The sequence below is a fragment of the Halobacillus sp. ABD4_316 genome, assembly GCF_056161385.1.
In genome coordinates, this window is record NZ_JBSWZA010000005.1 from 152301 (window position 1) to 179243 (window position 26943).

Below are 26943 nucleotides of genomic sequence, written 5' to 3' on the forward strand. Positions count from 1 at the left end.
GTCACACTTTGTCACTCTCCTCTAATTATAGCTATGCAAGTCACTAATAAGGGGGATATGCATGGTTAAGATTAGTAAGGCAGGTGCAAAGAAATTAAGGGCTGAGGCTCTGGGATTGGATACAAGTACAAAAGGAGAGAAAATGGCAAAGCAGTTGATTGACCAATTTAATCAGCTACATGCTTTGGACAGAGTAAATGATGATAAGGACATTGAGGGGATCTTGCTCAGACAGAAAGAATATGAGTTTGAGAGGATTGACTCTACACCTGATTATCCTACAGATATTCCAAAGTTTAATCCATCAGGAGCCAGTAAGCCTATCATGGATTTATACCTAAAAGGAATTGGTACTCCTGAGGTCAATACAGACAAGTACCCTTATCATAAGAGATGGACTAGAAATGGCAGTTTCATTCATGATGCAGTCCAGAGGGATTTATTGTACTCAGAGAAACTACTCCCTAATCCACATTTCACAGTAGATTTCACAGAAGATGGACTTCCTGCATGGGAGAGAAACATCCTGACCTGGAAACAGTTTGAGCATAAAGGGTACAAATTTATCCTCAATGGGATGATGGATGGAATCCTAACTTATGAGCCTACAGGAGATAAACTTGGTTTTGAGTTTAAGACTAAGAGTACAACAATAGGACAAGTTGGGCATTACAAAATGAAAGATGCTCAAGAGGGACACAAAGAGCAATGTATTGCTTATAGCTTACTGTTTGGCATGGATGATTTCATTATCATGTATGAGTCACTTGCTAAAGATGGTTGGACTAAGGGAGCAGAGGCAAAGCCAGATATCAGAGCCTTTCATGTCCATGTAACTGAGGAAATGAGGACTGAGCTGCTAGATAAATTTGCTGATGCTTGTCATCACATAGCTAATGGTATTGAACCAGAGGACAAGTCTTTAGGATTCTTCTCAGGTTATAAATATCTGTTTGAGGGGGATGAGAGCTAATGGCTAGTACAGTCATTCTTGCTCTTGATCTGTCCCTTACTTCCACAGGATTTGCTGTAGGGAAAGTAACAGATGGAAACCTTGAGCTGCTAGAAATTGGTCACATCAATAACAAGAGATATGCAAAGAAATCCCAAGCCTATAGACTTAATGAAATTGCTAAGAGGCTAAAGAAAATCTATGAGGATTACAAAATAGATGTTGTGGTCAAAGAAAGAGGATTTGTAAATAGTAGAGCAGTTGCTACTCAAGCACTCTTTAAAGTGGCAGGAGTTGCTGACTTAGTTAGCTTTCTAAATGGGCTGGAGATAGAGAATGAGCTGCCTCCAAGTACAATAAAAAAGCAGATCACAGGAAATGGCAGAGCAACAAAAGATGAGGTTATGTCTGCTGTAGAGGATTACTTAGGCAGAGATACTAAAGGGTTGAGTCTTATCAAATTTGCAAATGATGATGAGTCAGATGCTGTTGCTGTTCTAATTTCATACTGTATCAAGGCAGGGCTAATTTAAGCTCTGTCTTTTTTTATGTCTAGGTGTCACAGAAATAGACCTGTCTCTAACTATAGGAATGAAGAACAAAACAGAATAGGAGAGGATAAGATGCCAAAGTTACAACCTAAGCTAGTGGTCAATGCAGGAGGCATGTTTGCAGGAAAGTCTACTACATTGATGGCTCAGGGAGAAAGACACATGTTGGCAGGGCATAAGGTTGTCTACATCAAGCCTGATTATGACAGCAGGTATTCTGAGGATGAAATTGTTACTCATGATGGTCAGAAAGTTAAAGCAATGGTCATCAAGGCAGACACTAAGGTTTCATTCACTCAGTTTATCAAGATGGCTACTGCTGATGTAATCCTGATTGATGAGGTTCAATTCTTTACTGAGAAAATCATCACCTTGGTCAATGATCTTCTAGCAGATAGCAAAGTAGTCTACTGCTCAGGACTGGACATGGACTACAAAGGAGAGGCCTTTTCCAATACAGCAACCCTTCTGGGGATGGCTGAGGATGTAAATAAGCTAAAGGCAGTCTGTTCTGACTGTGGCAATGATAGCTATGTCACAGCTAAGACCTCTGGCTCTAATAATAGAGTAGAGCTTGGAAGTAAGGACAAATACAAACCTGTATGTAGAGAGTGCTACAGAAATAAAAAGGGAGAGATTGAGTAATGAGCAAACACATGACTAAAGCACAAGCAAAGGTAACTAAAGCAGTAAATGTATTCAGTCAAGCAATCAAGGAAGTTGAACAGGCGCAAGAGCTGCTAAAGCAGGGTGTGCAAGATGATGTCTTTAAAGTAGCTAGTCTTGAAAAGCAAATTGACAGCATCAATGAGCAGATTAAGCAGATCAATAAAGATAAGGCTGAAAAAGGCAAGCAAATGAAATCTAATACTGAGCTGCTTGAAAAACTTAAAGAGTTCCAATCCTGAGGAGGTTGCTGAGATGAATCTTATTAAAAAGGTGAAAGACCTCATCACTCCTAAGGAAATCAAGCAGGAGCTGGAGAGTTACAAAAGGCTTACACAGGCTCAGAAGAAGAAAATCTATGACTATGAATGTGAGATAGATGGTCTGGAAAATGAGTTGGATAGATACAAGAGCAGAGTAGAGGATTTGGAGGATAGTGTAGATGACCTTCAATGGGAGTTGAGAGAGGCTGAGGATAAAGTGTTTGATCTTGAGGTAGATGTGGATGACCTCAACCATCAAGTACAGGAATTAGAAATGCAAGTAGAACAGGAATCTTTTTAGAAGAGAGGGGAGGCAATGTCTGTGATTGTAGTAGGTGGAATGATTGGGTTAGGAAAGAGTAGCACAGCTAAGGTACTTGGTGAGGCACTTAATTCTGAGGTTTTCTATGAGAATGTAGATGACAATGAAATCTTACCTCTGTTCTATACAGCCTCTGAGGAGGAGGCACAGATCAAGAGGTATCCTTTCTTGTTACAGCTAGAGTTTCTGCATAGCAGATTTAAGGATATAAAAAAGGCTTTATCACATCAGCATAATGTCCTTGATAGGTCTATCTATGAGGACTGGTACTTTGCAAAAGTTAATAATGATCTTGGAAGAATATCAGATACAGAGTTTAGCATCTATGAAAAACTTCTCTACAGCATGATGGAGGAGCTGGATGAGCTGCCAAAGAAATCTCCTGACTTGATGGTATATCTGAGAGCCTCCTTTGAGACTACCCTCTACAGGATTGGGCTGAGGGGGAGAGAGTTTGAGCAGGATGAGGGTCTGGTGGAATATTACAGGACTCTATGGCAGGGATATGATGAATGGCTGTTTAATCACTATGATGCTTCTGAGGTTATTGTCATTGATATGGATTCTACTGATGTTGTGAATAATCCTGAGGATGCTCAAAGAGTGATTGCAGAGGTTAAAGAAAAACTATCAGAAATGGGGATTTCATAATGACTACTCTAATAACTATTGCAGGTATTATTACAATGCTTGGGCTACTTTATCTACTATCAGATAACAAGAAATCCATCAATATCAGGACTGTAGGAACAGCCTTAGGGTTGCAGATCATCCTAGCTTTCTTCTTAGTTAAGTTTCCAGTAGGAAAGTACATTGTTGAAAAGGTATCAGCTTTTGTAACAAAGGTTCTGGGATATGCGAATGATGGTATCAGTTTTGTCTTTGGTGGGTCAGCAGGTCAAGGTATCTTTTTCATTGATGTGTTACTGGTCATCATCTTCCTGTCAGCATTAACCTCTATCCTACATTATCTAGGAGTCATTGGTTTTGTAATCAAGATTGTTGGTGGTTTAGTAGGTAAGGTTCTTGGAACAGAAAAAGCTGAGAGCTTTGTAGCTACAGCAAATATCTTCCTTGGTCAAACTGAGTCTCCATTCTTGGTCAGTAAGTTCATGCCAAAGATGACAAAGAGTGAGCTGATGGTTGTCCTTGTAGCAGGAATGGGAAGTATTGCAGGTTCAGTACTGGTTGGTTACAGCATGATGGGTATTCCAATGGAGTACTTGCTGATTGGTTCAGCTTTAGTACCTATGGGAAGTCTGTTGGTTGCTAAGATTCTTACACCAGAAACTGAGGTTAGCCAGATCACAGAGGTTTCCATTGATAGAAAGGGAGACAATACATCAGTATTTTCAGCAATGTCAGAGGGAATTAACAATGGCTTGCAGTTGGCTTTAGGTGTAGCAGGTTCATTGATTGCAGGGATCTCAATTATTGCAATGCTGAATGGTGGATTAGATTTAGTTGGTACATCTTTTGAACAGATTTTATCATACATTTTCTTACCTATTGGGTATCTGATGGGACTGCCTACATCTGAGGCATTGGTTGCAGGTCAGATGTTAGGAGTCAAAATGACTGTCAATGAGTTTGTGGCTTATTCGCAGCTCACACCAATGGTAGCTGATCTGTCAGAAAGAGCATACATGATGATTTCCATTGCTTTGGCAGGTTTTGCATCATTTACATCTATCGCAATTTGCACAACAGGCTTAGCAGTATTTGCTCCAGAGAGAAAGAATGACATTGCAAAGTTAGCCTTTAGAGGAATGCTTGGAGGAATGTCAGTAAGTATCCTGTCAGCAATGATTGTAGGATTGTTCATCTAATGAGACATGGGGGATTGAGAAATATGAATAAAAATGTAGGTATCCTTGCAGGGCTGGCAGTAATTGCTATCATTCTGTTTGGACTAGCAGTAAACTTTGTCCTGATGCCTTACCTGTTAATGGTAGTGCTTGGAGCATTGGGTCATCAGTTCAGCTTCTGGATTTGCTTAGCATTCTGGGTAGTGTTCTCAGCAATTGCAAGGAGACTGGTTCCTAAAGTTAATAAGACAGTAAATCATAGTTAAGAGAGTGAGGCTCATGCCTCCTCTTTTTTTTATGTCTTAATGTCACAGTTTGATCTGCCTCTCTAACTATAGCTTTGAAAAACAGTTAGGGAGGCTTTTTAATGGAGAAGTTAAAAGTATTTGAGGTATTTGCAGGAGTAGGTACGCAACATATGGCATTAAAGAGAATGGGTATTCCCTTTGAGATTGTGGGTATCTCTGAAATCAAGGATGCTACCATTGCATCTTATGAGGCTATCCATGGTGAGGCTAACAATTTAGGAGACATCAGCAAGTTAAATGTTGATGAGCTGCCTGAGTTTGATTTTATGACTTACTCATTTCCATGTCAGGATATCACTAAAGCAGGTAAGAATCTGGGACTGTCCCAAGATAGTGGAACCAGGTCAAGTATGCTGTGGGAATGTAAGAGGGTTATTGAGGGTAAGAAACCTAAGTTTCTACTTCTGGAGAATGTGAAAAACCTTATCTCCAAAAAGCACAAAGACAACTTTGATTTATGGTTGGAATGGTTAGAGGAACAGGGATACACTAACTACACTAAAGTAATCAATGCTAAAGACCATAACATTCCACAGAAAAGAGAAAGAGTATTTACAGTATCATTCAGAGATGACCATACATTTACTTTCCCTGAGGCTAAACCATTAGAAAGAAAGGTTATGGACTTCTTAGATGAGAACAGCTTGGACAACATTGTTGATTCTTACTATACTGATCTGCTTGTAATGGAGTATCTGGAGGATGGTATTAAGATCACTAATAACACTAAAAAGGGATATGACATTGCTAAGATTGGGGATACCATCAATTACAGCTATCCTACCAGTAAAACAAAGAGAGGTAGGATTGGTAAGGATGGGACAGTAGTTACTCTTATGACAGGAGTTGAGATTGGTATTGTAATGCCTGACCTGTCTTTAAAAAGATTAAGTCCTCTTGAATGTTGGAGGTTGATGGGAATGTCAGATGAGGATTACTACAAGTCAGCATCTACAGGAGCATCCAAGTCCCTACTGTATGAGCAAGCAGGAAATGCAATTGTTGTAGATGTACTGGTGGATTTATTTAAAAACATGTTCACAAATAATATGTAACTGTCACAGTTCAGACAGCCTCTCTAACTAGAGTAATGAAAACAGTTAGGGAGGCTTTTTATATGAATTTTTTCACTAACATTAATGGTGAGACAGCAGATCAGAGTTCAATGGAAAGAGTTAAGGAGGCAGAAAGGAAGAAAACAGCTAAAAACTATGAGCCTTTATGGGAAGAGGTGTGGGTTACTGGATACCCCACCACAACAGGCAAGCACAAGAAAGGTATCTTTCAAACTAAGATTGCAGGTAAGGACATGGAAAGATTACAAGCTGTTAAGACTGCAATTGAAAATAATGAGATTGGTACTGGTGTAGAGTCGCTAAAGAAATTCTCCAAGTCACATGCTCTTAACTTGTACAAAGAGTTAAAGTTACTCAGGAGAGAGGGCATTGTTAAGAAGATGATTGCTGACAAGCCTGATAACTACCACCTGATTAACACTCATGAAGGATTGGAGCAGGTAGTTGAGCTGCTAAAGCATGAGGATGTTGTAGCATTGGATACAGAGACTACAGGTGTAGAACATGTAGATAGAACAGTTGGGATTTCCCTCAGTTTGCCTGTAGCTGATCTGCATGTGTACATCCCATATGGTCATGTTACAGATGTACCTCAATTGACCAGAGGCTATGTGATGAAAAAGCTAAAGCCCCAGCTCGAAAGAAAAGACATCAAGTTAGTTCTCCATAACAGTAAATTTGATGCTCACATGCTACTGAAAGATGGCATCAGAATCAGAGAGAATATCTACTTTGATACTATGATTGCTATGTCTGTTCTTAATGAGAATGAGGACAGTTATGCATTGAAAAAGTTAGCTAATAAATATGGTCAATTCTTTGGCTACAAAGATGACAGCTACACATTTGAGGAGTTGTTTGGGAAAGACCCTCAAGCATTCATTGAGGCTGACATTATGTTGGCGACAATTTATGCATCAAAAGATACTCACCTGACTCTCCTTTTTTACCAATGGCAGATGAGCATGATGGAGAAACAGCCAAAGCTAAAGTCTGTGTACTTTGACATTGAGCAGAAAAATACACATGTTGCCTTAGAGATGGAGGGCAATGGATTTGCGATTGATTTTGATTTTGCCGAACAGTACAAGCATGAGCTAAGACATCAGGTAGATGAGCTGGAGGCTAAGATCAGAAGAATGTGGGGAGATGTAAACCTTAACTCACCTAAGCAGTTACAAGTACTTTTCTATGACAAGTTAGGTTTTGAGGATGTATCTAAAAAGCAGTCAGTTGATGCTAAGACCCTCAAGATTCTGGCTAAGAAACATCCTGAGGTACAGAATCTACTGGACTACAGGGAGTTAAATAAATTGCTGTCTACCTATGTAATTCCTCTGCCTGAGAAGGTGAGACAGGATACTAAGAGATTACATGGTCAGTTTAACCAGACAGCTACAGTTACAGGGAGATGGGCAAGTAAATCCCCTAACCTACAGAACCTACCTCCAAGGGCTAGAAAGTTAATTGTTGCTCCTAAAGGTAAGATTATTCTAGGTATTGACTATTCTCAGATTGAGCCAAGGACTCTGGCAAGTATGTCAGGGGATGAGGGACTTATGCATCCATACTTAACAGGTATTGATTTGTATGCATCCCTAGCCTCCAAGATATTTGAGCTGCCTTATGATGCTTGTCTTGAATCTGATGATGAGACATGGAGAAACACAGGACTACCTAAACATCCAAGGAAGATGATGAAAGTTGGGCTACTGGCTGTAATGTATGGAATTGCTGTTCCAAGTCTGGCTGAATCCCTTGGTATTTCAATGGATGAGGCTCAGAAATTCATGGATGATTTCTATGCAAGTTATCCAGTCATGACTAAATGGATGGAGAAGCAGGTTGCTCATGCAGATGCTAATGGTTATGTAGAGACAATGCATGGCAGAAAGAGAAGGTTTATAGGACATAAGGAAGTAGCTAAGCAGTACCATGCTGTAATGAAAAGGATTAAGTACATCTTAGGCAGAGAGCCAGAGAACATTTTTCATGAGCAGTTGCCTAGAGAGTTGAAACAGTCCTACTGGAAAGTTAAAAAGCAGTATGCAAGGGTTGAAAGGATGTCAGTCAATGCTGTTATCCAAGGCTCTGCATCTGAAATTCTAAAGAAAGCCATGATTAATGTTTATGAGCATTTAGCTACTATGGGCATTGAGGCTAAGATTATTGCAACAATTCATGATGAGCTGCTGTTTGAGGTTGATGAGAACATTACTCCAGAGCAGATCAATGAGATTGAGACAATCATGAAAAACACAGTTGAGCTGCAAGTGCCAATCAAGGTAGATACAGAGGTAATGGTCAGATGGGGAGAGGGTATCCCTAAAGCTGAATGGATTGAAAAAGGCATGGGCAGAAAAGCATTTGCGGAGGCAGTCTAATGCAGACATTACTGGAGCATATCAACCAGAGGGAAAGGCAAGTATTAGTACATTCCTTTCTCTACTACCAGTTAAATTCAAGTATTGTATCTGACCATGATTTTGACAGGTGGAGTATGGATATTGTCAGATTTAAAGAGAATCATCCTGATGTATTTAAACAGTCTGCTTACTATGAGGCATTCAAGGACTTTGATGGTTCATCAGGTTATGATCTGCCATACTCCCATCCTGAGATACAGTCTACTGGATACAGGTTATTACAATATGAGAAGAAGATGAGGCAGTCCAAGTGACTGTCTTTTTTATTTATTTTTAATCAGGGTGTCACAGAAAAAGTCATGCCTCTAACTATAGGAGTGAGCAAGGCAAGATGAAAAATTAGGAGGCAGAAATTATGCAAAAAACTTATCAGCTATGGGAAATCATGAAAGATGGTAAACATGGTGAGATTTATGAAATCACAAAGGCAGCTCTTGCTGGTTATATAGGTAAGCAGGTACAAGTTTACTGTGAAGATGATTTTGGCAAGGAGTACAAAGCTCTAGTTAAGCCTAACTCTACAGGTAATGAGGAAGCTAATCTAGTTAGACTTTATGGAGTATATGGCACAGCAACTTATATTAAGAAAAATGTATATACACCAATATCTGCTGAAAAAGCCTTAGAGAAACTTAATGATTTCAAAGAGGTCTTTGTAAAGAAAGATGGGCAGTATGTAGAGTTTAGCAGATACAGTTCTTTTTCTTACTATGACATTCATGATGTTAGCGACCTAATGGGAACAACCTTCTATTTGGAGGGTAAGTAAGATGCCAGGGATTACAAGTAGACCTGCACCAGTAGTCACACCAAAAGTGAGTACACCTAAGAGTACACCAAAGGTAAGTACTCCTAAGTCCAGTAGCAGCTCAAAGTCTACAAGTAGTAAAACAACTACTAAGACAAAGACAGCTAAGTTACAGAAAACAGATACACCAAAGACAACTACAGTTAATAACTATCACCAATCATCATCTGCCATGGACTGGCTACCCTTTGTATTCCTTTGGGACATGATGGATGAGGATGATACTGAGACAGTAATCATTGAGGATGGCAAGGTAATTGAACAGCCTGAGCAAGACATTAATGGATGGAGTATTGCTACAAGTATCCTTTCCATTACTTTGGTTGTAGCAGTTTTAGCTTTGATTGTAAGGAAGATGTTTAAGTGAGCAGATTACAAACCATGAGCAGGTATCAAGAGCCTGATGATATAGAGCCTGATGTAATGTCTCAATGTGAGGAATGTGGGGAGCCATTACTGGAAGGTGAGGAAGTATTAAAGATGGAGGATGACTACTTTTGTGATGATTTTTGCTGTCATCAATTCCATGAAATCAAAACAGTTATTCTAGGGGAGGACAATTAATTATGAAAGTACAATTTGCAGGAAAACTAACAGTAGAGAAAGTTACAGAAAAACTAACTGAGGTGATTGAACATACAGCAAGTAAAGTAATGGAGGAGAATCCTGATGTAAAGATTACTGGTCATGGGCTGGCAGAGGCTGACTTTACAGTTAAATTTAATGTAGAGGGTATTAAGGAGCCTCAGATTCTAACAGTTGAGCATCATACAGGACAACCTGAGACATTTACATGGATTGTTGATGTTGATAAAGGTGAGTTATCTAATAATGAAAAAGAGTCCATGTTTGATGAGTGGACAGTAGCTAAGGCTAAAGGACAAGATGCTAAGTTTAAGGAGATCGAATCCTATTACAACCCTCTTGATCTGACTGAGCTGCCAGAGCTAACTGAGGATTATGGTGATATGGCTAAGAAAGTTTATCAGCATAAAGAAGGTTTCCAAGTGGCTAAGATTTTCCAAGATGAGAAGTTAGTGCAAGAGGTTAAATTAATTCCTAAAGAAGAAGTTTAAAAAAGGAGCAGGCTTAATTGCCTGACTCCTCTTTTTTTACTGTAATGCATTAACATTTTAAATTGGTTGTCTAAAATTAGTTAAGTATTAAGTATTTAAATGATTATTTATTACTTTAGGTTAGCTTTTAAAAGGTTCTCTTTATACATGTCTCTTACTTCTATAGGCATATGTTTAGATTCTTCCCAATCATCTCTTTGCTCTTTGTATTCCAGTTCTAAATCCTCTGGGAATTTTATTTCTATTAATTCACTAAGGTCAGTAATTCTTAAAGCAACCATTATAGCAAAAAATTGTACTTTATTTAATGAGATACCTTTCCCATTAACTATTTCTGATATTGTTCCAACCCTCATACCTGTCATTTGTGCTAAATCTTTTTGTGTTATTCCTCTATTCTTTAATGCGTCATCAAGTTTAATTACAAAATGAGCATCTTTCATCTCACCTGCTGTAGACATGACAACATCATTCATCAAGCTATGACCTGACTTTAAAATGTCATCCACCTTTACTTTTTTCATGCTTATATTTCCTCCTCAAAAGGGTTTCCTCATAACCAAGATGTTCCATACCTATAATATTACACTATTCTGACCTCCATTATACTTTGTATCTGTCACAGATGTAAATAACTCTCTAACTATAGGAGTGAGATAAGTAACTAATTTACTTTCTAATTCACTTCTGGGAGGCAGATACATGACAGATATTAAGCCTGTTAAATTGGGGATTTTAGGAGAAATCAGATCAGGTAAAGACACAGTATCAAATTTACTAAATGACCAATTATTAGAAATTAATAAAAATCATTATGTGCAATATTTAGCTTTCTCTACTGGTATTCATAAGGTGATTGAGCTGCTTTTCCCCCATGCATATGCTAATGGAAAACCTAGAAAATATCTACAAGATATAGGTCAGTACATGAGGAAAGTGGAGCAAGATGTATGGATTGATTATTTATTTAAGTCTATCCCATATGAGATTGCTGAAACCTACAATTTACACATGATAGTTACAGATGTAAGACAGCCCAATGAGGCTAAGAGGCTTCAAGAGGAAGGATTTAAAATTATTAAAGTAGTTGCTGACCCTAAAGTTAGGGCTGAGAGGGCTAAGAAAGCAGGAGATAACTTTAATCCTGATGCTTTCACACATGAGACAGAAATCTCTGTACATCAATGTGAATATGACTACTTAATTGATAATTCATCTACTCTCCAAGATTTAGAGCAAGAAGTTGCTTATGTTCTAAAGGAGGTAGTTGAATATGAAAAGTAAGTTGGATAGAACAATTCAAGAAAGTTATACATTGCCTGAAATTGAAAAGGCACTTAAAAATAAAGATTTGCTGTATGTCTATGCTGAGAAAGGTGATCTGGACTCTATCCATTTAATTTTAGATGCAGAGAGAGCCTTACTAGAAGCTAAACCTACAGAGATTCAACTTAGGACAGTAGAGTTAGTTTACAGGATGGGATATAGCTTGGTGGAAGCAGGAAGAGAGTTAAATGTTACTCCACAAGCTGTAAAGTTTAACCTTGAGCTGCTAAAAGTGAAAATGCAGAAAGTATTAGATGAGTGGAAGAGAAAAGACAGGGGAGATAGCTGAGATGAGACAGTATATGGAAGAGTTTACTGAGAGATGTGAGGCTTTGGCTAATACTAAATTAGCTGATTGTCCTCCTTTAGCAGAGAGGAAAAATCAAGTTGAGGAAATGATTGAAAGTTATTATTCCTATGTAGGACAGATGCCTAAGAATTATGCTCTTGAAAAACTAGGAGACTATCTGTTGATTAAGGAATTAAAAGATAAAGATGTAGATAAGGTGACTAATAATGAGTTTCCTATTTTATCTGAAATCCAGCTCAAGAGGAGAGCAAGAAAACAGATGCTTATGCAAGATCAGACCATTGACTTTCTTAATACAAAGTTTAACCAGAATATAGACAGTCTGGCTAAGAAAGCAGTTAAGAAAGTAGAGTATTAATATGATTACATTAAGGGAGCTTTTAGATAAGGCTCTCCTTTCTGTACCTGAGACTGAGGAAAGTCTGGATGTTAATCAGTTACAGAGGGGGAGGAGATTTCAACATAGGGGAGGGGTTTATGTATTTTACAGTCAATACCATGAGCCTCTGTATGTTGGAATTTCTAATGATGTAGGAAAGAGAGTGGCTGAACACATTGGCTCTGAGAAGGGCAATCCTGACATTAGACAATATGTAGAGTCAGGTAAGCATCTGTACTGTAATGTATTTTATGAGGATGAGAAAAGTCATCAAGAGATATATGAATGTTATTTAATTATTGTACTTAACCCTAGATACAATGTAGGCAAAACAGGGAGGCAAAAGGTATGACTGAACAGATCAGCTTTTTTGATATAGATGTTGAGGAAAAAGAGGATGAGCTGCTTAATGCATTTCATGAACAGGATAAAGTCAGAATTAAAAAGGTAGATGACTTAGTAAATCCTGATGTTGAAACTGAGGCTTACTTACAAATACATGGAGGTAAGAAAGGTGTAATCAAGCAGGTTCATGACAGTTCAAGTCCTTCCTATCTGGTAGAGCATGGCAAAGGTGAGGCATGGTTAAAGGCAGATGAGTTAGTTTACTTAGGTTAAGTATGTAATCAGTATTTCATTTTACTGTAAATCAGATTATAGTAATACTATATTGTGTGAAAGGGAGTTAGTGATGGGCATTATACTAGGTATTGTGATCTGGGCTATCTTACTCTGGATTGGAGTATCTTTCTTTAAATGGTCTATTAGGAAGTTTAAGAATGACATGCAAAAAGCTAAAGATAAAACTAGAGGATAAAAGGTGGGAGCTGATGCTCCTGCTTTTTTTGTTTTATGGAAAATAATTCTTTACTTTGGAGGTAATTAGGCTTATATTTCTAACAGAATACTGAAACACAGAAAAGGAGGAGAGCAAGTGGAGATAAAGTACAAAAAGTATCCAGATAAAGTAATCAAGATTGTTAAAAGAGGAAATGAGACTGAGTACATAGAAATGACTCGTGAGGAGTACAAGGAATCTCAGGAGATAAACAGCGCACTTGCAGGTTGTGCAATGATACCTTTTATCATATTTATATTATGGTTAGTGAACATTTAAGGACAGGCTTACTTCTATCTTTTTACATTTATGGAAAAAACACTTTACTTTGGATTGATATGATATTATACTGTTTTTTGTAATACTTTTGTATCAGAATACTGGAGTTTGATGCACTTTTTTTAAAACTTCATAAGGGGGAGACTTTCATTTTGAAAGCAAAAAAATTCTTTTTGTCTACTGTAGGTATGTGTTTGTTGGCAGGAGGTATACTTACAGGTTGTGGGGAAACTCAGGTGGAGGATGTTTCTAGTGACAATGAGGCGCAGGCTGAGGGTGAAAAGACTACAGAAGAAGAGACTGAGGAAAAGGTTTATTCTGTAGGAGACACTGTAAAAGTAAATGACTTGGAGATTACACTTAAAGATGCCTCATTTACTGACCCTGCTGAGTATTCTCCATCTGAGAATGGTAAAATCCTAACAATAAATATTGCTACTAATAATACAGGGGAAGAATCAACTTACATTGACTCTACTGAATTTAATATCTATGACCCTGAGGGTAATCAACTATCTGAATACTATGGGTATGATGAACTTTCAATTTCTGGGGATGTAAACTCTGAAAAGAAACTGGCAGGAAAATTATATTATGATGTGCCGGAAGCTGAGTCCTATGAGTTAATTTATAAGCCAAGTTTTTCATGGGATGATAAGGAAATCACATTTAACATAAAACCTGAATAATACTTAATCTAAGGGAGGCTGATGCCTCTCTTTTTTTTATGTCACAGTTTCAGATCAGCCTCTAACTATAGTGATGAAAGACATTACAGGAGGCGATTTAATGAAATCTGAAATGAAAAAACCTAATATCTACCTTGCTAGTCCATTCTTTAACCCTGAGCAAATTGATAGGGTGGAAAGGGTGGAGGCAGCTCTTGAGGCTAATCCTTTTGTTGGGATGTTCTTCTCTCCAATGAGACAACAGATGGACATGTTCCCCTTTGGTTCTGAAAACTGGAGGAAAGCAGTCTTTGGGAATGATATCTTTCACCTTGAATGGGCTGATGTAATTGTAGCTGTCCATGACTTTGAAGATCATCATACAGATGCAGGTACTGCCTTTGAGATAGGATATGCCTTTGCTAAAGGTAAGCCCATCATTCTAATTCATGAGAAGGATACAAAAGTAAATCTTATGTTGTCTGACAGTCTACATGCTTACATGACTGATGCTAAACAGGTTGAGGATTACAATTTCCTCAAGATGCCTAAGAGTGTTTACACAGGGGAGGTCATCTAATGGGCTTGATGAAAAAGGTTGAGAAAAAGACATATGAGAATAAAGTAGATGAGCAGATGCTAAAGGAGCTGGCAGTAGCTTTGCTGAAAGAGGACTTTACTGTACTGGAGTTTTCAGTTGAGACAGAGCCAGTACACTTAGGTAGCTTTGATGGATGGCATCATACTGTGGGAGGCATGACTACTGAGCAGGTAGTACTGAGATTGCCTCAAGGAATAGAGGTAAGTATCAAACAGGAGAGGGCTTAAAGCCTTCTCTTTTTTATTGTCTCAAAATACTGTATTAAAAAATGTCTCAAAATACTGTATTAAAAAATGTCTCAAAAAGTTACAAAAGTGTATTGCGGTATTCTGTAATTGGTGGTATATTAAATATGCGCTTGAGAAAGCAATAAAAAATTTTAAACTATCAATTACAGAATACTGTAATTCGCTTAGGAGGAAATGGAATGTTAAAGAAAGAGGATTTAAAAGGTATGTCACTTATGGAAGCTGTTTATCATATTGCTTGGATTGAGGATGAGTGGAAGAGGCTAATGCAGGAGGCTAAAGAGTTAGGTCTGAGTAAGGAAGAGGTAAGTAAGTTTCTTGATGGGGGAGCTGCTAAATGATTAGAGCATTGAATGATTACTTTTTTGGTGAGGAGCATATCAGTTGGCATGATGCTTTATGGTTTTATGGTTGCTGTAGCGTAATCATCTTAATAGGTATTTTCGTAGTAATTCCATCTTGGTTTAAGTTACTTACTTTGTAGGGGAGGGCAGTTGCCTTCCTCTTTTTTTTGTGCTGTCACAGTTTCAGATCAGCTTCTAATCAGAGTAGTGAAAGACATTACTTTGAGGAGATGGTATGAATGGAACAAACTGAGGTTAAACCTTATTCAATAATTGCGGAACATCTTGGATTGGAACAGCCTAAGGAGGAAGATATCTATATTACTAAGGGTGGAGTTATGGTGGTGTCAGAAGGAGAGCCAGACTTTAAGAACCTTGTTAAGAAAGCCTTGAGCCTGTAGTGGTTTGGGGCTTTTCTTTATATGAAAAAAGGAAAGGAAACAGTTAATCCTCTCCCCCTTTTAAAAACTTTATGTACTCCTTGAGGTTATCACTTGCCCTTAGTCCCATACTGATAAATTTTTCTGTCCTTTCTAAATTGATGGATTGAGTAGCTATATCTGTAGACAAGTTTATATAAAAGGCTTGTAACTTTCCAAGCTCAGGCAAGTCCTCAAGCATCTCAATGATATCACTGTGCTTTTCCCACTTATTCATCTTAAAAAATATATCAAAGCCACTATTTTTAAAGTTAATGTAGGTCATATCCTGAGATTGCAGTATCTCTTTTATTTGTCCTAACTTAATGGTGTTAAACACGAGTTCTTTCTGTACAGCATTTAGGGCAATTAACTCAGCCTTTCTCTCCTGCTGTTCTATTCTCTGTCTCTGCTCCTTAAACTGTCTATTAAGGTTGTACCTAGTATTCAACCAAGTAATTAATCCCCCAATGATTGTACCTACTATACCTGATATTAATGATATGTAATCCAAGCTAATTCTCCTTTATTTATAAGGGTTATGTTAGTCATGAGATTTGTTACATGGCATACATCGGATGGATTTCATGCCTTGCACACTTCATTTCCTTCACATGATCGTGGATCGCTTCCAGGTAAGGGAAGGTGCGTCGGTTCAGCATCGTTTCCGCGGATACCATCACGCCTTCATGCGAGAGACGCTGGGAGTTCTCCACCATCCGGTCGAAGAATTTCTTCCGGTTTTCCTCGGAAGGCTTGCGCTCCATGCGGGCGAATCCGGTGTGGATGAATTCTTCAAGCGTTCCCCAGTTATGCGAAATATGTAAAACATCAAGATAGGGGATGATCGGGATATAGCGCTCATAAGGAAGCGTCAAGTTGGAATTGATCTGTGTGCGTACGCCGCGTTCATGAGCGTATTTCAACAGGGGCAGCACATAGTTTTCGACGGATTTTTTCGACATCATCGGCTCCCCGCCGGTAATGCTCAAAGTCCTCAGATGAGGAATCTCGTCCAGTCGCTTCCGGATCAAATCCATCGGCAGCGCTTCGGGGTCCCTCTGCTGCAGGGTATATCCGACCGCACAGTGCTCGCAGCGCATATTGCACAGCGTCGTCGTCGTAAATTCAATATTGGATAACGTCATATGCCCGTGTTCCTTCACGTCCATGTAGGCTTCCCACGGGTCAAACTCAGGTGTAAGCTTCTGAAGCTTCATGTTGGTACTCATAAAATATGAAACTTCCTTTCTATTTAATTGATTCGGTCTTAACCTTTCCTATTCTAACATTATTCAAGCTCGAACTATACCATTCCTTCTTGACGAACGTGAAAAAGAAGCAGGAAACGCCTGCATATCGAAAAAGGAGTTTCCCCGTGTGACAACGAAAGGAAAAGGGTAGACGAATAGATAAAGGAGGACACCATCGATGCAGCCAACCGTTATGATTACCGGATCCTCCAGCGGATTCGGACAGCAGACCGCTGTGAAATGTGCAGAGAAAGGCTTCCGTGTCATTGCAACAATGCGGAATATGGAAAAAGCGTCGGTTTTCCAAAACGCAGACCTGACGGAAGACGTGAAGCAGAAGATTGAAGTGTGGCAGCTGGATGTCACGGATGATACCTCGATTGAACGTTTTAAGGAAAAAGCAGAACAACTGGAGCGGGTGGATGTGCTCGTGAACAACGCGGGCTATGCGGTAGGAGGGTTCCTGGAACAGGTCCCACTTGAGGAATACCGCCGGCAGTTCGATACGAACGTCTTTGGTGTTATAGCCGTCACGAAGGCTGTTCTGCCCGTCATGAGGCGCCAAGGGTCCGGAAAAATACTAAATGTCAGCAGTGTCAGTGGATTGATCGGTTTTCCGGGGTTATCGGCGTATGTATCGTCCAAGCATGCGCTGGAAGGACTTTCTGAAAGCCTGCGCTTTGAACTGCAGCCATTCGGCATTGATGTCGCGTTGATTGAACCAGGCTCTTTTCAGACGAATATCTGGTCGTCCGGTATGAAGCTTCCAGAGGAAGTACACAATCCTTCGTCGCCGTATGCTTCCTACATAAAAGGACTGTGGAGTGCCTTGAACGAAGAGTCACGGGCCCAGCCGGCTTCCGTCGCCGACCTCATGACAGGACTGATCCAAAAAGACAAGCTGAAAAAACTGCGTTATCCAGTCGGAGCGGGCGTCCGTACCAACGTGCTTTTGAAAAGGATTCTTCCATGGGCATGGCTCGAAAAGGCGGTATTGAAACGGATATTAGGTTCCACCAAAACAAAAGGAGGAAAACCAGATGGCCGAGTACAGCATTCTTGATGGGGCAGAGGAAATCAAATACGAGGGCAATGAGGTGGGGATACTCGTCTCCCACGGGTTCACAGGGACGACCCAGAGCATGCGTCCGCTCGCAGAAGCATACGCACGCGAAGGCTATACCGTTTACTGTCCACGGTTGAAAGGACACGGCACAGCACCGGAGGATATGGAGACGACGTCCTATAAGGACTGGATCGAATCAGTGGAGAGCGCCTATCAATGGCTGAATGAACGGTGCAGTTCTATATTCGTCGTCGGTTTATCCATGGGAGGAACGCTTGCCCTTTATATGGCCGGTGAGCATAAGGACATCCAGGGGGTTATTCCGATCAATGCAGCAATCGACATCCCGGTGATGGAGGAGAGTGCGGCGACAGACGAACGTTTTCTTGATGCCATCGGCTCCGATATTAAAGACCCCGGCCAGGATGAACTGGCCTACGACAAAACACCGGTCAAATCCATTACCGAAATCACGGTCTTAATGGATCATGTGAAAAAGCGGCTTGATACGATTCACTGCCCGATTCTGATTTTCGTCTCGGATGAGGATCACGTCGTCTCGCCCAATAATTCAGAAGTGATCTTTGATTCGGTCTTTTCGGAGCACAAGGAGCTTGTCCATTTGGAAAACAGCTACCATGTCGCAACACTGGATCATGACCAGGATTTGATTGTCGAGCGCAGTCTGGAATTCTTCCAGATGTATACGAATACAAAATAGACTCCATTGCCCGGGAAATAAGTTTTGTCATCGGAGAGAAGTTTGATATAATAGAAGCATAGCAAGAAGAGTAATCGGTACAAAGCCTACAAGGGGAGCCTAGCGGCTGAGAGTGAACCTCGTTCAGACCCTTCGAACCTGTCAGTTAGTACTGGCGCAGGGATGGCGGCTTTTTTGATGGTGCAATGCATTCGGGATCCCTCCATCAGGAAGCGTCCCTGTCTGCATTGCTTTTTTTGTGTCTTTTTTTAAAGGAGGAATGCTGGAATGAGAAACCGCAGAGTCCTATTTTTAGTAGAAATTGCGATCTTTTCCGCATTAGCACTACTACTGGATATCCTTCCGTTTTTATCATTTAAATTATGGGCCCAGGGCGGTTCCGTTTCGTTTGCAATGGTGCCGGTCTTCATTATGGCCTTCCGCTGGGGCGTGAAGGGAGGCGCGGCTACTGGACTGCTGCTCGGCATCTATCAGATTTTGACCGGTGCCTATATCATCACCCCTTTGCAGACGCTGTTGGACTACATTGTGGCGTTTGCGGTGATCGGTGCGGCAGGAATCGTGGCCAAACCGCTTTGGAATGCGATCCGCTCCAAGGAAACGAAAGCTCTCGTCGGGTGGATCATCGCGGGGTGCTTTATCGGCAGTGTACTCCGCTTCTTCGGTCACTTCGCAGCAGGGATCATCTTTTACGGTGAGTTTGCGCCGGAAGGACAGCCGGTCTGGCTGTACTCCCTCGTTTATAATGGCGGATACATGCTGCCTGCGTTTATCTTAAGCGCCATCGTAATCAGCCTTTTGTTCATACAGCGTCCAAAGCTGCTGCTTCATTAAATGAGAAAAGTCTTCTGCCCCTGCGGTAGAAGGCTTTTTTTTCCATGTTTGAAACACCCCCGGGTAGTGAAAAGACAGGCAGAGACCAGGGGGGATAAGAATGAAAAAAATAAAGGGGTTATTAAAGAAGAAATGGGTCTGGCTGCTGCTTTTGATCGTGCTGATCCTTTCGGTCATGATTGCCTATCATACCTCATGGAAAGCGCTCCCGGAAGGCGTTTCCTACGAGGGCGGTGTCCATCAGATGGAGGATATCGAGTTTTTCCGTGACCTCTCCTATGAGAATCAAGAGGGGGATACGGTTCATGATCTTCAGGTTTTTGAGGAGATGTATGCCACTATAGGGGAAGCGGATGATTTTATTGTCGCTGATATGTTTCTTTTCAACGGCTACACGAACGGGAAAAATGAATTTCCCGAAATCAGCAGTCGTCTCGTGGACGCTGTATTAGAAAGAAAAGAAGAAGTGCCTGAGCTTGAAGTCGTGTTTATTACCGACCAAATCAATACCATTTACGGCTCCTATGAATCGGAAACAATCCGCCGCCTGGAAGATGGCGGGGTGAACGTCGTCTTAACCAATCTGGACAAACTGAGAGATTCCAATCCGTTATACTCGAGTGCGTGGCGTCTGATGTTTTCCTGGATGGGTAACGGAGGAGAAGGGTGGATCGGCAATCCGATTGCCAAGGAGGCCCCTGACGTGACGCTTCGATCCTACATGAAGCTGTTGAATATTAAGGCGAACCACCGGAAGCTGCTTGTGACTGAGGATTCAGCCGTTGTATCCACGGCTAACCCTCATGATGCCAGTGGGTACCATGAGAACGTCGCTTTCAAAATGGACGGTCCGATTATAGAGGATATTTTGGAAGCAGAAGAAGCGGTGGCCCGCTATTCCGGCGGGGAATTCATCGACTACAGCAGCTATGAATGGGAAGAGCAGGAAGGACCGCTTCAGACACAGTTCGTGACCGAAGGAAAGATCTATGACGCCGTGCTGGAAGAGCTGGAGGACGCTGGTAAAGGGGATGACGTATGGATCGGGATGTATTATTTAGCGGATAAAAAGGTGACCGCCCGGATCGATGAAGCGGCCAACCGCGGGGCTGAAGTACGCATCATTATGGATCCCAATAAAACCGCGTTCGGCCATGAGAAGCCGGGGCTCCCCAATTTGCCGGTGGCTGCCGAGCTGAAGAACCTCGGAAATGAGAACATCAAGCTGCGCTGGTATGACACGAACGTCGAGCAGTATCATACGAAAATGCTGTATATAGATGGGCCGGATGATGACGCCATCGTCGCCGGTTCCGCCAACTATACGAGAAGAAACCTGTCCAACCTTAACCTGGAAGCGGATGTCGTCATCCACGGGCCCGGGGAGGAGGAGGTCTTCCAGGAGGTCAACGATTACTTCACGAGGATCTGGTCCAATGAAGACGGCCATTATACAACCGACTATGAAACCTACCAGGACAATCTGACGTCCATCCGCTATGCTACGTATTATCTGCAGAAGTGGACATGGTTTACAACTTATTAAACAGAAGCCCCTGACGCATGTTTTGCGTCAGGGGCTTTTTTATCAGGAGAGAATTGCCTGAGCTTTTGCAGGATTGGTTATGATAAGAAGTACTTTTCCTTCATCCAGGTCTTCTTCATATTGTCCAGCTTCTTCTTTGGAGAATCCGATTTCCTGCATCTTTGTGCGGAGCTCATCGCCTTTTTTACTGAAGATATTCGTGATGACGCTTTTCGCATCCTGCTCGGAAGCACCAATCGTATTCGCATTCACACTCTTCGAAATCCGTTCGGTCCGGTCATCATCATGGGACAGGATGTAAATCTCTTCGTTATCAATGCCTTCGTTCTTCAGTTTTTCTACCATATCCTTCAACTGTTCATCATTTGTGTATTCACGTACAAGTGGTTTCATTTTTTCACCGCTCCTTTTTTTATATCATGTTCTACAGTAAAATTACCCGTTATTTTCTATTGTTAATCGGAATATGGGAAGAGAAGGAAATCTGAATGTGTTGTCGAATGGTAAGGATATTGGAGGGAAAAGAGATGAACAATCAGATCATTGCTACATTTTCGATCGCCGCCTGTGACCCCGGCCGTGAGGAATGGGGCGTGGCCGTACAGTCCAAGTTTTTAGGCGTCGGCTCCGTCGTTCCATGGGCGAAAGCAGGTGTGGGAGCGGTGGCCACCCAGGCTTTTGCCAACCCTGCCTACGGTCCGGAAGGGTTGAAACTCCTTGAGGCAGGGTTGTCTGCGGAGGAAGTCATCGAAAAGTTAACGGACGAAGACCTTCAAAAGGAAGACCGTCAAGTCGGAGTTGTCGACCGTTCCGGTCAGGCAGCGACTTTTACCGGGAAAGACTGTTATGACTGGGCTGGGGGAATCACAGGGAAGCATTATGCGGCTCAAGGAAACATATTAGTAAATGAAGAAACGGTGACCCATATGGGACATGCGTTTGAACAATCGGAAGGCCCCCTGGCCGAACGTCTCATTAGAGCCATCCAAGCGGCGCAGGAAGCAGGGGGAGACAGCCGAGGAAAGCAGTCGGCGGCCGTGCTCGTCGTTCGTGATCAAGCAGGCTACGGCGGACTAAGCGATGTCGCTGTAGATCTCAGAGTGGACGATCATCCTGAGCCGATCAAGGAACTGGAGCGGATTTACCAGCTGCACCAATTGTACTTTGGTGAAACGAAGGAAGAGGATGTCCAGCTGATCGATGAAGATGTAAAAAGGGAAATGGTAGGCCATTTAGTCCGTCTTGGCTGCCTTGAAAGTAAGGAAGTTGATGACGAGGTGTTCTATGAATCCTGGACGACGTACCTGCATACCGAAAACTTCGAAGGTCGTGAGCTGGACCAGGGGAAAGTCGATCGGAAGGTGCTGGATTTTATGAAGAGTCAGCCAGGTAAAAGCGAAAGAAGATAAAGGAAGAGGGGATGGGGCATGGAGGTCGCAGCGATTACATCGGCCGTTTTATTTTGTTTCGTGGCTGTGTTTCAAGTGTTACTCGCGTCCGGTTTTCCGCTCGGGGAAGCGGCCATGGGGGGGTCCCACCGCGTCCTGCCGGCGAATTTGAGAGTCGCCAGCGCACTGAATGCCCTGCTGTTGGTTTTTATGGCCGGTATCGTTCTTCAGCATGCATTTCAATTCTCTGATCTGCTCCGATTTTTACCCACTACGATTCTCATGTGGGTAATCATCATTTTCATGGGCATCAACACATTGATGAACTTAATCTCAAGGAGTAAAAAGGAACGTCTGATCATGACTCCTGTTTCAGGCCTGTTGTTCATCCTATGTTTATGGGTGGTGTGATTTAAGGCGTCTCTTTGAGATAGGGAGAATGATCAACATAAGGGTTCCGGTTATTCTTACCAGCACCGGAACCCTTATTTTAAGAGAAAGCTACATAGCGATCCTTCGGGGGATAAAATCAGGACGTCTCTTTGCGGATGTTTACGTATTTTTTTACATAGATCAACAAACTTAAAATAAATAAGGCTTGAATCAATCTAGTCAGCAGTCCGACCGAAATATGGGTGTTTATCGAGAATAGAAGGAGTGGTTTTTCTATATGAAAGCCTAACAAAATATGGATAAAGTTGTAGATTCCTGTCAGCCATATGAATACAAGCAGTGTTTTTTTCATAGTGGTCACCTTCCATCATGGTTTTATAAAAGAAAATTTTCCCTGTTTATATGGTAACATTACCCATTTTCTGTATACTAGAGGAACGGCTGAAGGAAGCTCTGGATGATATTCATAACCTTTGGGAGGTGATTGAATGGGCTTTTATTACTTTATTTTATTTGGCGTGGGGGTCGCGCTGGGAGTTTTGGGAGGAAAGAAACTCTTCCATTCCTCCACGAATCCTGCTGCTTGGGCTCAACTGGTCATTGGAGTCGTGTTCGCCGCTTCGTCTATCGTTTTGTTTCAGCCGGGCAGCTCAGATGTTATTTCACAGATGCTGCTGAAGCTGCAGGACTTTTTCTTTTGAAATACATGAAAAAAGAGAGGTTTTTCTTTGGAACTCATTGTATTTGGAGTTATCGCACTAACCAGTGTGTTCGTTATTATCCTTGGTCTTTTAAGCCTCAAGAATGAAAAGGACACAAAGATCATCCGGACGAGAACAATGGATATGGAAAATACCCGTGTAATAAGAAGCTTCAATAAAATCTGTAAAGGATGATGATATGCCTTTCAGCCTTGATAAAGCAAGCTTCGGCATGAGGGTACTGGCTGAAGTCATCGATGTCCTGCTTATCTATATTCCAATTGGAGTCTTTATACCTTTCTTTTTTGGTATCCATAATGGTCCATATCAAGACATTTTGACAAGTGTCTTCTATATGATTTACTGCATCCTTTTACCAGTAGCGTGGCAGGGGTATGGTGTTGGCAGAAGGATGATGTTGATAAAAGTGAAAAAAGAGAACGGGAATAAGCTGAACCTTCTTGACATGGTTTTTCGAGAGCTTTTAGGGAAGTATCTGCTTGGGGTGATAACGGGAGGACTCTCGATTATCATCAGTGCTCTGATGGTTGTGTTTCGTAAGGATAAAAAAGCTGTACATGACATGATCGCAGGAACTTATGTATCGAATGAGGGGTAGAAGCTGTTCCCAAGGGAGGGGTGCTTTTGAAATACACGTGGTGGTTTGTCATGGGAATTGTAGTTGGAGGGACCATTTCTTACATAGTAGGTCTTGAAAGTTTGGAGAGCATACAGGAAGCGCTCAAATCGTGGTGAATAGAGCAAAGAAGAAAAGCAGCGTCCTTCCGACGCTGCTTGGATTTTATTTTTTTATATGAACTTCTTAATTTCTGCACTGAATTCTTTCGGTGCTTCCTGAGGAACCCAGTGAGCGGACTCGTCAAATCTTACGAGTGTGCTGTCAGGCAGATCTTTAATGAGTTTTTCTGCTGTTTCCACCGGCTGCCACTCATCTTTTGTTCCCCATAGTAAAAGAACGGGCTGCTTGATGGTGGAAAGCTTCGACGTAATCGCAGTCGTTTCATTTGTATTCAATGCTGCGGCGTTACGTACGAGACTCAGTTTGCCTTCCTCGTGCAGGTAAGGGGCCATGATGCCCTGTAAAAAGGTTTCAGTCAGCTGTTCCGGATGAGCGAACACTTCTTTGTACGCTTTGGATAGAAAGGCTTCGAATTCCTGCGTGGACTCGTTCTTCTTGGAAGGGTGTCCCATCACGAGCATATCTTGAATCGGCCAGGAATCATAAGCGACGGAATTAGAAAGCACGAGCTTGTTAATACGTTCCGGTGCTTGAAGAGCAAGAAGCAAACCAACGCCTCCACCAATATCATGGGCAACAAGATTCACTTGTTCTAATTCCAATTCATCCATAAGCTTGAGTACCATATCCGCCTGTACATGAAGAGAGCGGTCGAACTGGTCACGCTGATCAGACTGTCCATAGCCGAGCAGGTCAGGTGCAATGACACGGTAATCCTCTTCAAGCTCCGGAATGACGCTCTGGTATAAGTAGGACCAGGTCGGGATGCCGTGTAAAAGCATTACAGGCGTACCTGAGCCCACATCCGTATAATTGACTTTAACCGGTTCCTCGACGATGCCTTCCAACATAACCGATTGTTGTCTTTGCTTAAACGTTTCTTCATTCATAGTTGCAGGTTGGTTCATTCTTATACCTCCCAGGATAATCGTATGATTGAGTTATTTATTTACGAATGTTTCTCGGCGATGCTGACAATTTCTTCTTTCGGTTTGAAACCGACTGCCTGATCGACAAGTTCTCCATCTTTGAAGAATAAGAGGGTTGGAACGCTCATCACACCATATTTCTGAGCAGTTTCCATATTTTCATCAATATCTACTTTTACAATGTTCATGTGATCTCCTTGTTCCTCATCAATTTCTTCCAGAACAGGAGCGATCATTTTACAAGGACCACACCATGGGGCGCCAAGGTCTGCGATAACGAGTCCGCTGCTTGTCTCCTGTGCAAATGTTTCATCTGTGGCGTTTCGAATAGCCATATTCCATTCCTCCTTGCATCGGTATAACCACTAAATAAATATTTAGTAGTTAGAAGGTTACATGATGCTGAAACTGACGTCAACTGATGAGGCATGGACTTTTTTAAGTATTTGATAAGATACGTCTGAATAGGGAGAATGGTTAAACGTACGATTTGTCTTCCACAGGCTTATCTGCTATTTTTTGTAAAAACAGAAATAATAAGAAAATGGCAGTTCAAATCGGTTAAGGTGGTGATTATTTGGTCGTTACAGAAGTGAATAGAAAACTTGGATTCTTGGTTATCAGCTTAAGTATTGCCTTGTTATTGCAGGGGTGCGGTATCGGTAATGGAAACTCGGCTCGTGTAGATACCGCTGTTCAAAAAGTAAGCCATTTATACGAAACAAATGATTCGGAAAAGGTCAAGCAGGGAGAAGTTAGTAAGATTAAGCCATCGACAGACCAAGAAATGATAAATGAAGCTTTAGAAGCTATTGATAAGATTGACACAGGTGAGGGTGAGACTGATAAGAATGCTATAGTCGCTTTTGCACTCCGTTCTTCTGTTCAAAATGCACAAATCCAATTGAATGAACGAGAAGGTACTTCTAAATCCCTGGATAATCATTCAGGAGGTGGAGTATTAGAAAATGAATACCAACCAAGTAAGGAAGATGTGGTGTTGAAAGACAATCAATTGAAAAATAAAAATATATTGGAAGAATTCATGAATTCTGCTGGTGGTGAAAACGAAAACAATGACAGCGAAATCAGAGTAGTAAAGGATGAGGGGTACAAAGGTGTGCTGATTTATGATTTAGAGGCGAATTATGATGAAAATGCCGGTCAGAGCTGGATTTCAGTGAAACCTGATTTAAGTTATTACAGCGCTTCTGAAAATAGAGTGCAGGATGTTTTTAATACTAGACAACAATGCGGATATATGTCCAAAGACGAACAAAAAGGTTTTTATATATTGAATAATTGTCGTACACACTTGGCCTATCGATTTCTACCCATTGCAAATGGTGATGGATAGTCATGTATCTTAACCTAAATCTATGAAGCTGCGTTTTTACTGAGTAGGAATTTCTGTTTCTGTACTCTTGTGTAACGTAAAGAAGTACGATCTCCTGCTAAACGGAAGAACGTGCTTCTTTTTAACTTAAGATCTGTCTCTGATGAAGGGGATCTACTTATACACGACCCGTGACCATTATGAAAGGTACTCCATGACCCGTACTTTTTTAAAATTGGCTCTGTTATTGCTTGGTGTTGTTATGTAACATGTGAGCTCAGATCACCCCTTTCTGTCATGGGATTTGTAGGAGGCGGCCTTGGGAATGACTCCCTTTCCGTGGGGTAC

General features: G+C 41.3%; 41 protein-coding genes, 1 pseudogene and 1 riboswitch. Of the genes and pseudogenes, 35 read left to right on the top strand and 7 right to left on the bottom strand.

Annotation, left to right across the window (positions count from 1 at the left end; translation table 11 throughout):
• Nucleotides 1–61: 61 nt before the first annotated feature.
• From ACXAJH_RS17590 to ACXAJH_RS17660, 15 genes are all read left to right on the top strand, one after another.
• Nucleotides 62–973: a hypothetical protein gene (locus tag ACXAJH_RS17590; protein ID WP_474994795.1), complete on the top strand. Its 912-nt coding sequence runs from the start codon at nucleotides 62–64 to the stop codon at nucleotides 971–973.
• The gene (locus tag ACXAJH_RS17595; RefSeq protein ID WP_474994797.1) at nucleotides 973–1485 is read left to right on the top strand and encodes a crossover junction endodeoxyribonuclease RuvC; all 513 of its coding nucleotides are present in this window, start codon (nucleotides 973–975) and stop codon (nucleotides 1483–1485) included. The genes ACXAJH_RS17590 and ACXAJH_RS17595 overlap by 1 nt, the downstream gene beginning before the upstream one ends.
• 90 nt (nucleotides 1486–1575) lie before the next feature.
• Complete coding sequence (locus tag ACXAJH_RS17600) at nucleotides 1576–2148, top strand: thymidine kinase (protein ID WP_474994798.1); 573 nt, start codon at nucleotides 1576–1578, stop codon at nucleotides 2146–2148.
• A complete protein-coding gene (locus tag ACXAJH_RS17605; protein WP_474994799.1) occupies nucleotides 2148–2411 on the top strand; it encodes a hypothetical protein in 264 nt (87 codons plus the stop codon). Before ACXAJH_RS17600 ends, ACXAJH_RS17605 begins: the two co-directional genes overlap by 1 nt.
• 13 nt (nucleotides 2412–2424) lie before the next feature.
• A complete protein-coding gene (locus tag ACXAJH_RS17610; RefSeq protein WP_474994800.1) occupies nucleotides 2425–2733 on the top strand; it encodes a hypothetical protein in 309 nt (102 codons plus the stop codon).
• 15 nt (nucleotides 2734–2748) lie between these two features.
• Nucleotides 2749–3405: a deoxynucleoside kinase gene (locus ACXAJH_RS17615; protein WP_474994801.1), complete on the top strand. Its 657-nt coding sequence runs from the start codon at nucleotides 2749–2751 to the stop codon at nucleotides 3403–3405.
• Entirely contained in the window at nucleotides 3405–4583 is a 1179-nt protein-coding gene (locus ACXAJH_RS17620) for a NupC/NupG family nucleoside CNT transporter (protein ID WP_474994802.1), read from the top strand. Before ACXAJH_RS17615 ends, ACXAJH_RS17620 begins: the two co-directional genes overlap by 1 nt.
• A gap of 23 nt (nucleotides 4584–4606) precedes the next feature.
• Nucleotides 4607–4828: a hypothetical protein gene (locus ACXAJH_RS17625; RefSeq protein WP_474994804.1), complete on the top strand. Its 222-nt coding sequence runs from the start codon at nucleotides 4607–4609 to the stop codon at nucleotides 4826–4828.
• A gap of 101 nt (nucleotides 4829–4929) precedes the next feature.
• Nucleotides 4930–5925, top strand: coding sequence for a DNA (cytosine-5-)-methyltransferase (dcm, locus tag ACXAJH_RS17630; RefSeq protein WP_474994806.1), 996 nt, complete (start codon nucleotides 4930–4932; stop codon nucleotides 5923–5925).
• A gap of 62 nt (nucleotides 5926–5987) precedes the next feature.
• Nucleotides 5988–8330 (top strand): DNA polymerase, encoded by a 2343-nt coding sequence (locus tag ACXAJH_RS17635; protein ID WP_474994807.1) that lies wholly within the window; start codon nucleotides 5988–5990, stop codon nucleotides 8328–8330.
• Nucleotides 8330–8626: a DNA ligase LigA-related protein gene (locus ACXAJH_RS17640; protein ID WP_474994808.1), complete on the top strand. Its 297-nt coding sequence runs from the start codon at nucleotides 8330–8332 to the stop codon at nucleotides 8624–8626. Before ACXAJH_RS17635 ends, ACXAJH_RS17640 begins: the two co-directional genes overlap by 1 nt.
• 101 nt (nucleotides 8627–8727) lie before the next feature.
• Entirely contained in the window at nucleotides 8728–9141 is a 414-nt protein-coding gene (locus tag ACXAJH_RS17645) for a hypothetical protein (RefSeq protein ID WP_474994809.1), read from the top strand.
• 1 nt (nucleotide 9142) lies between these two features.
• Nucleotides 9143–9547: a hypothetical protein gene (locus tag ACXAJH_RS17650; RefSeq protein ID WP_474994810.1), complete on the top strand. Its 405-nt coding sequence runs from the start codon at nucleotides 9143–9145 to the stop codon at nucleotides 9545–9547.
• On the top strand, nucleotides 9544–9744 hold the full coding sequence (locus tag ACXAJH_RS17655) for a hypothetical protein (protein ID WP_474994811.1): 201 nt from the start codon (nucleotides 9544–9546) through the stop codon (nucleotides 9742–9744). The genes ACXAJH_RS17650 and ACXAJH_RS17655 overlap by 4 nt, the downstream gene beginning before the upstream one ends.
• Before the next feature lie 2 nt (nucleotides 9745–9746).
• Nucleotides 9747–10256, top strand: a complete 510-nt coding sequence (locus tag ACXAJH_RS17660; RefSeq protein ID WP_474994813.1) for a hypothetical protein — start codon at nucleotides 9747–9749, stop codon at nucleotides 10254–10256.
• Between the two features lie 110 nt (nucleotides 10257–10366).
• Here ACXAJH_RS17660 and ACXAJH_RS17665 read toward each other — a convergent pair whose 3' ends face one another.
• Nucleotides 10367–10780 carry a helix-turn-helix domain-containing protein gene (locus ACXAJH_RS17665; protein ID WP_474994815.1) on the bottom strand — a complete coding sequence of 138 codons (414 nt, stop codon included), beginning with the start codon at nucleotides 10778–10780 and terminating at the stop codon, nucleotides 10367–10369.
• A 178-nt stretch (nucleotides 10781–10958) separates the two neighbouring features.
• Between ACXAJH_RS17665 and ACXAJH_RS17670 the strand changes: the two genes are divergently transcribed.
• From ACXAJH_RS17670 to ACXAJH_RS17720, 11 genes are all read left to right on the top strand, one after another.
• Nucleotides 10959–11540: a nucleoside/nucleotide kinase family protein gene (locus ACXAJH_RS17670; RefSeq protein WP_474994816.1), complete on the top strand. Its 582-nt coding sequence runs from the start codon at nucleotides 10959–10961 to the stop codon at nucleotides 11538–11540.
• Nucleotides 11530–11871 (top strand): ECF-type sigma factor, encoded by a 342-nt coding sequence (locus ACXAJH_RS17675; protein WP_474994818.1) that lies wholly within the window; start codon nucleotides 11530–11532, stop codon nucleotides 11869–11871. Before ACXAJH_RS17670 ends, ACXAJH_RS17675 begins: the two co-directional genes overlap by 11 nt.
• A 1-nt stretch (nucleotide 11872) precedes the next feature.
• A complete protein-coding gene (locus tag ACXAJH_RS17680) occupies nucleotides 11873–12250 on the top strand; it encodes a hypothetical protein (protein ID WP_474994820.1) in 378 nt (125 codons plus the stop codon).
• 1 nt (nucleotide 12251) lies between these two features.
• Entirely contained in the window at nucleotides 12252–12623 is a 372-nt protein-coding gene (locus ACXAJH_RS17685) for a GIY-YIG nuclease family protein (RefSeq protein WP_474994822.1), read from the top strand.
• Nucleotides 12620–12889, top strand: coding sequence for a hypothetical protein (locus ACXAJH_RS17690; RefSeq protein WP_474994824.1), 270 nt, complete (start codon nucleotides 12620–12622; stop codon nucleotides 12887–12889). The genes ACXAJH_RS17685 and ACXAJH_RS17690 overlap by 4 nt, the downstream gene beginning before the upstream one ends.
• Before the next feature lie 316 nt (nucleotides 12890–13205).
• The gene (locus tag ACXAJH_RS17695; protein ID WP_474994826.1) at nucleotides 13206–13388 is read left to right on the top strand and encodes a hypothetical protein; all 183 of its coding nucleotides are present in this window, start codon (nucleotides 13206–13208) and stop codon (nucleotides 13386–13388) included.
• Nucleotides 13389–13540: 152 nt separating this feature from the next.
• A complete protein-coding gene (locus ACXAJH_RS17700) occupies nucleotides 13541–14077 on the top strand; it encodes a DUF4352 domain-containing protein (RefSeq protein ID WP_474994827.1) in 537 nt (178 codons plus the stop codon).
• A gap of 100 nt (nucleotides 14078–14177) precedes the next feature.
• A complete protein-coding gene (locus ACXAJH_RS17705; protein ID WP_474994829.1) occupies nucleotides 14178–14636 on the top strand; it encodes a nucleoside 2-deoxyribosyltransferase in 459 nt (152 codons plus the stop codon).
• The gene (locus tag ACXAJH_RS17710; RefSeq protein ID WP_474994830.1) at nucleotides 14636–14884 is read left to right on the top strand and encodes a hypothetical protein; all 249 of its coding nucleotides are present in this window, start codon (nucleotides 14636–14638) and stop codon (nucleotides 14882–14884) included. Before ACXAJH_RS17705 ends, ACXAJH_RS17710 begins: the two co-directional genes overlap by 1 nt.
• 200 nt (nucleotides 14885–15084) lie before the next feature.
• Nucleotides 15085–15246, top strand: coding sequence for an anti-repressor SinI family protein (locus tag ACXAJH_RS17715; protein ID WP_474994832.1), 162 nt, complete (start codon nucleotides 15085–15087; stop codon nucleotides 15244–15246).
• A gap of 242 nt (nucleotides 15247–15488) precedes the next feature.
• Nucleotides 15489–15650 (top strand): hypothetical protein, encoded by a 162-nt coding sequence (locus ACXAJH_RS17720; RefSeq protein ID WP_474994833.1) that lies wholly within the window; start codon nucleotides 15489–15491, stop codon nucleotides 15648–15650.
• 43 nt (nucleotides 15651–15693) lie between these two features.
• On the opposite strand, the gene ACXAJH_RS17725 is transcribed toward ACXAJH_RS17720, so the two are convergent.
• Together ACXAJH_RS17725 and yfkAB are read right to left on the bottom strand one after the other, a co-directional pair.
• Nucleotides 15694–16182 (bottom strand): hypothetical protein, encoded by a 489-nt coding sequence (locus tag ACXAJH_RS17725; protein WP_474994834.1) that lies wholly within the window; start codon nucleotides 16180–16182, stop codon nucleotides 15694–15696.
• Nucleotides 16183–16237: 55 nt separating this feature from the next.
• A pseudogene (gene yfkAB / locus ACXAJH_RS17730) lies at nucleotides 16238–16900 on the bottom strand (radical SAM/CxCxxxxC motif protein YfkAB); the annotation flags it as partial.
• A gap of 199 nt (nucleotides 16901–17099) precedes the next feature.
• On the opposite strand from yfkAB, the gene ACXAJH_RS17735 reads away from it, so the two are divergent.
• The 4 genes from ACXAJH_RS17735 to ACXAJH_RS17750 all read left to right on the top strand — a co-directional run bounded on the left by ACXAJH_RS17735 (nucleotide 17100) and on the right by ACXAJH_RS17750 (nucleotide 21088).
• Entirely contained in the window at nucleotides 17100–17984 is an 885-nt protein-coding gene (locus ACXAJH_RS17735) for an SDR family oxidoreductase (protein ID WP_474994836.1), read from the top strand.
• Entirely contained in the window at nucleotides 17962–18708 is a 747-nt protein-coding gene (locus ACXAJH_RS17740) for an alpha/beta hydrolase (protein ID WP_474994838.1), read from the top strand. The genes ACXAJH_RS17735 and ACXAJH_RS17740 overlap by 23 nt, the downstream gene beginning before the upstream one ends.
• A gap of 81 nt (nucleotides 18709–18789) precedes the next feature.
• Nucleotides 18790–18888: riboswitch (TPP riboswitch) on the top strand.
• Nucleotides 18889–18975: 87 nt separating this feature from the next.
• On the top strand, nucleotides 18976–19542 hold the full coding sequence (gene thiT, locus ACXAJH_RS17745; RefSeq protein ID WP_474968103.1) for an energy-coupled thiamine transporter ThiT: 567 nt from the start codon (nucleotides 18976–18978) through the stop codon (nucleotides 19540–19542).
• Between the two features lie 100 nt (nucleotides 19543–19642).
• Complete coding sequence (locus ACXAJH_RS17750) at nucleotides 19643–21088, top strand: phospholipase D family protein (protein ID WP_474971704.1); 1446 nt, start codon at nucleotides 19643–19645, stop codon at nucleotides 21086–21088.
• A gap of 42 nt (nucleotides 21089–21130) precedes the next feature.
• Here ACXAJH_RS17750 and ACXAJH_RS17755 read toward each other — a convergent pair whose 3' ends face one another.
• The gene (locus ACXAJH_RS17755) at nucleotides 21131–21481 is read right to left on the bottom strand and encodes a YflT domain-containing protein (protein ID WP_474968105.1); all 351 of its coding nucleotides are present in this window, start codon (nucleotides 21479–21481) and stop codon (nucleotides 21131–21133) included.
• Nucleotides 21482–21615: 134 nt separating this feature from the next.
• Here ACXAJH_RS17755 and ACXAJH_RS17760 point away from each other — a divergent pair, with 134 nt between their 5' ends.
• Together ACXAJH_RS17760 and ACXAJH_RS17765 are read left to right on the top strand one after the other, a co-directional pair.
• Complete coding sequence (locus ACXAJH_RS17760; RefSeq protein ID WP_474968106.1) at nucleotides 21616–22497, top strand: DUF1028 domain-containing protein; 882 nt, start codon at nucleotides 21616–21618, stop codon at nucleotides 22495–22497.
• 18 nt (nucleotides 22498–22515) lie between these two features.
• Nucleotides 22516–22887 (top strand): hypothetical protein, encoded by a 372-nt coding sequence (locus ACXAJH_RS17765; RefSeq protein ID WP_474968107.1) that lies wholly within the window; start codon nucleotides 22516–22518, stop codon nucleotides 22885–22887.
• A gap of 118 nt (nucleotides 22888–23005) precedes the next feature.
• Here ACXAJH_RS17765 and ACXAJH_RS17770 read toward each other — a convergent pair whose 3' ends face one another.
• Nucleotides 23006–23221, bottom strand: a complete 216-nt coding sequence (locus ACXAJH_RS17770) for a hypothetical protein (RefSeq protein WP_474968108.1) — start codon at nucleotides 23219–23221, stop codon at nucleotides 23006–23008.
• A gap of 136 nt (nucleotides 23222–23357) precedes the next feature.
• Here ACXAJH_RS17770 and ACXAJH_RS17775 point away from each other — a divergent pair, with 136 nt between their 5' ends.
• Together ACXAJH_RS17775 and ACXAJH_RS17780 are read left to right on the top strand one after the other, a co-directional pair.
• Nucleotides 23358–23570: a hypothetical protein gene (locus ACXAJH_RS17775; protein ID WP_474968109.1), complete on the top strand. Its 213-nt coding sequence runs from the start codon at nucleotides 23358–23360 to the stop codon at nucleotides 23568–23570.
• 199 nt (nucleotides 23571–23769) lie between these two features.
• Nucleotides 23770–24189 carry an RDD family protein gene (locus ACXAJH_RS17780; RefSeq protein WP_474994840.1) on the top strand — a complete coding sequence of 140 codons (420 nt, stop codon included), beginning with the start codon at nucleotides 23770–23772 and terminating at the stop codon, nucleotides 24187–24189.
• Nucleotides 24190–24380: 191 nt separating this feature from the next.
• Here the strand turns inward: ACXAJH_RS17780 and ACXAJH_RS17785 are convergent, their stop codons facing one another.
• Nucleotides 24381–25238 (bottom strand): alpha/beta fold hydrolase, encoded by an 858-nt coding sequence (locus tag ACXAJH_RS17785; protein WP_474991581.1) that lies wholly within the window; start codon nucleotides 25236–25238, stop codon nucleotides 24381–24383.
• Between the two features lie 41 nt (nucleotides 25239–25279).
• Nucleotides 25280–25594, bottom strand: coding sequence for a thioredoxin (trxA, locus tag ACXAJH_RS17790; protein WP_474991582.1), 315 nt, complete (start codon nucleotides 25592–25594; stop codon nucleotides 25280–25282).
• Nucleotides 25595–25836: 242 nt separating this feature from the next.
• On the opposite strand from trxA, the gene ACXAJH_RS17795 reads away from it, so the two are divergent.
• Entirely contained in the window at nucleotides 25837–26616 is a 780-nt protein-coding gene (locus ACXAJH_RS17795) for a hypothetical protein (protein ID WP_474994842.1), read from the top strand.
• Nucleotides 26617–26943: the final 327 nt, after the last annotated feature.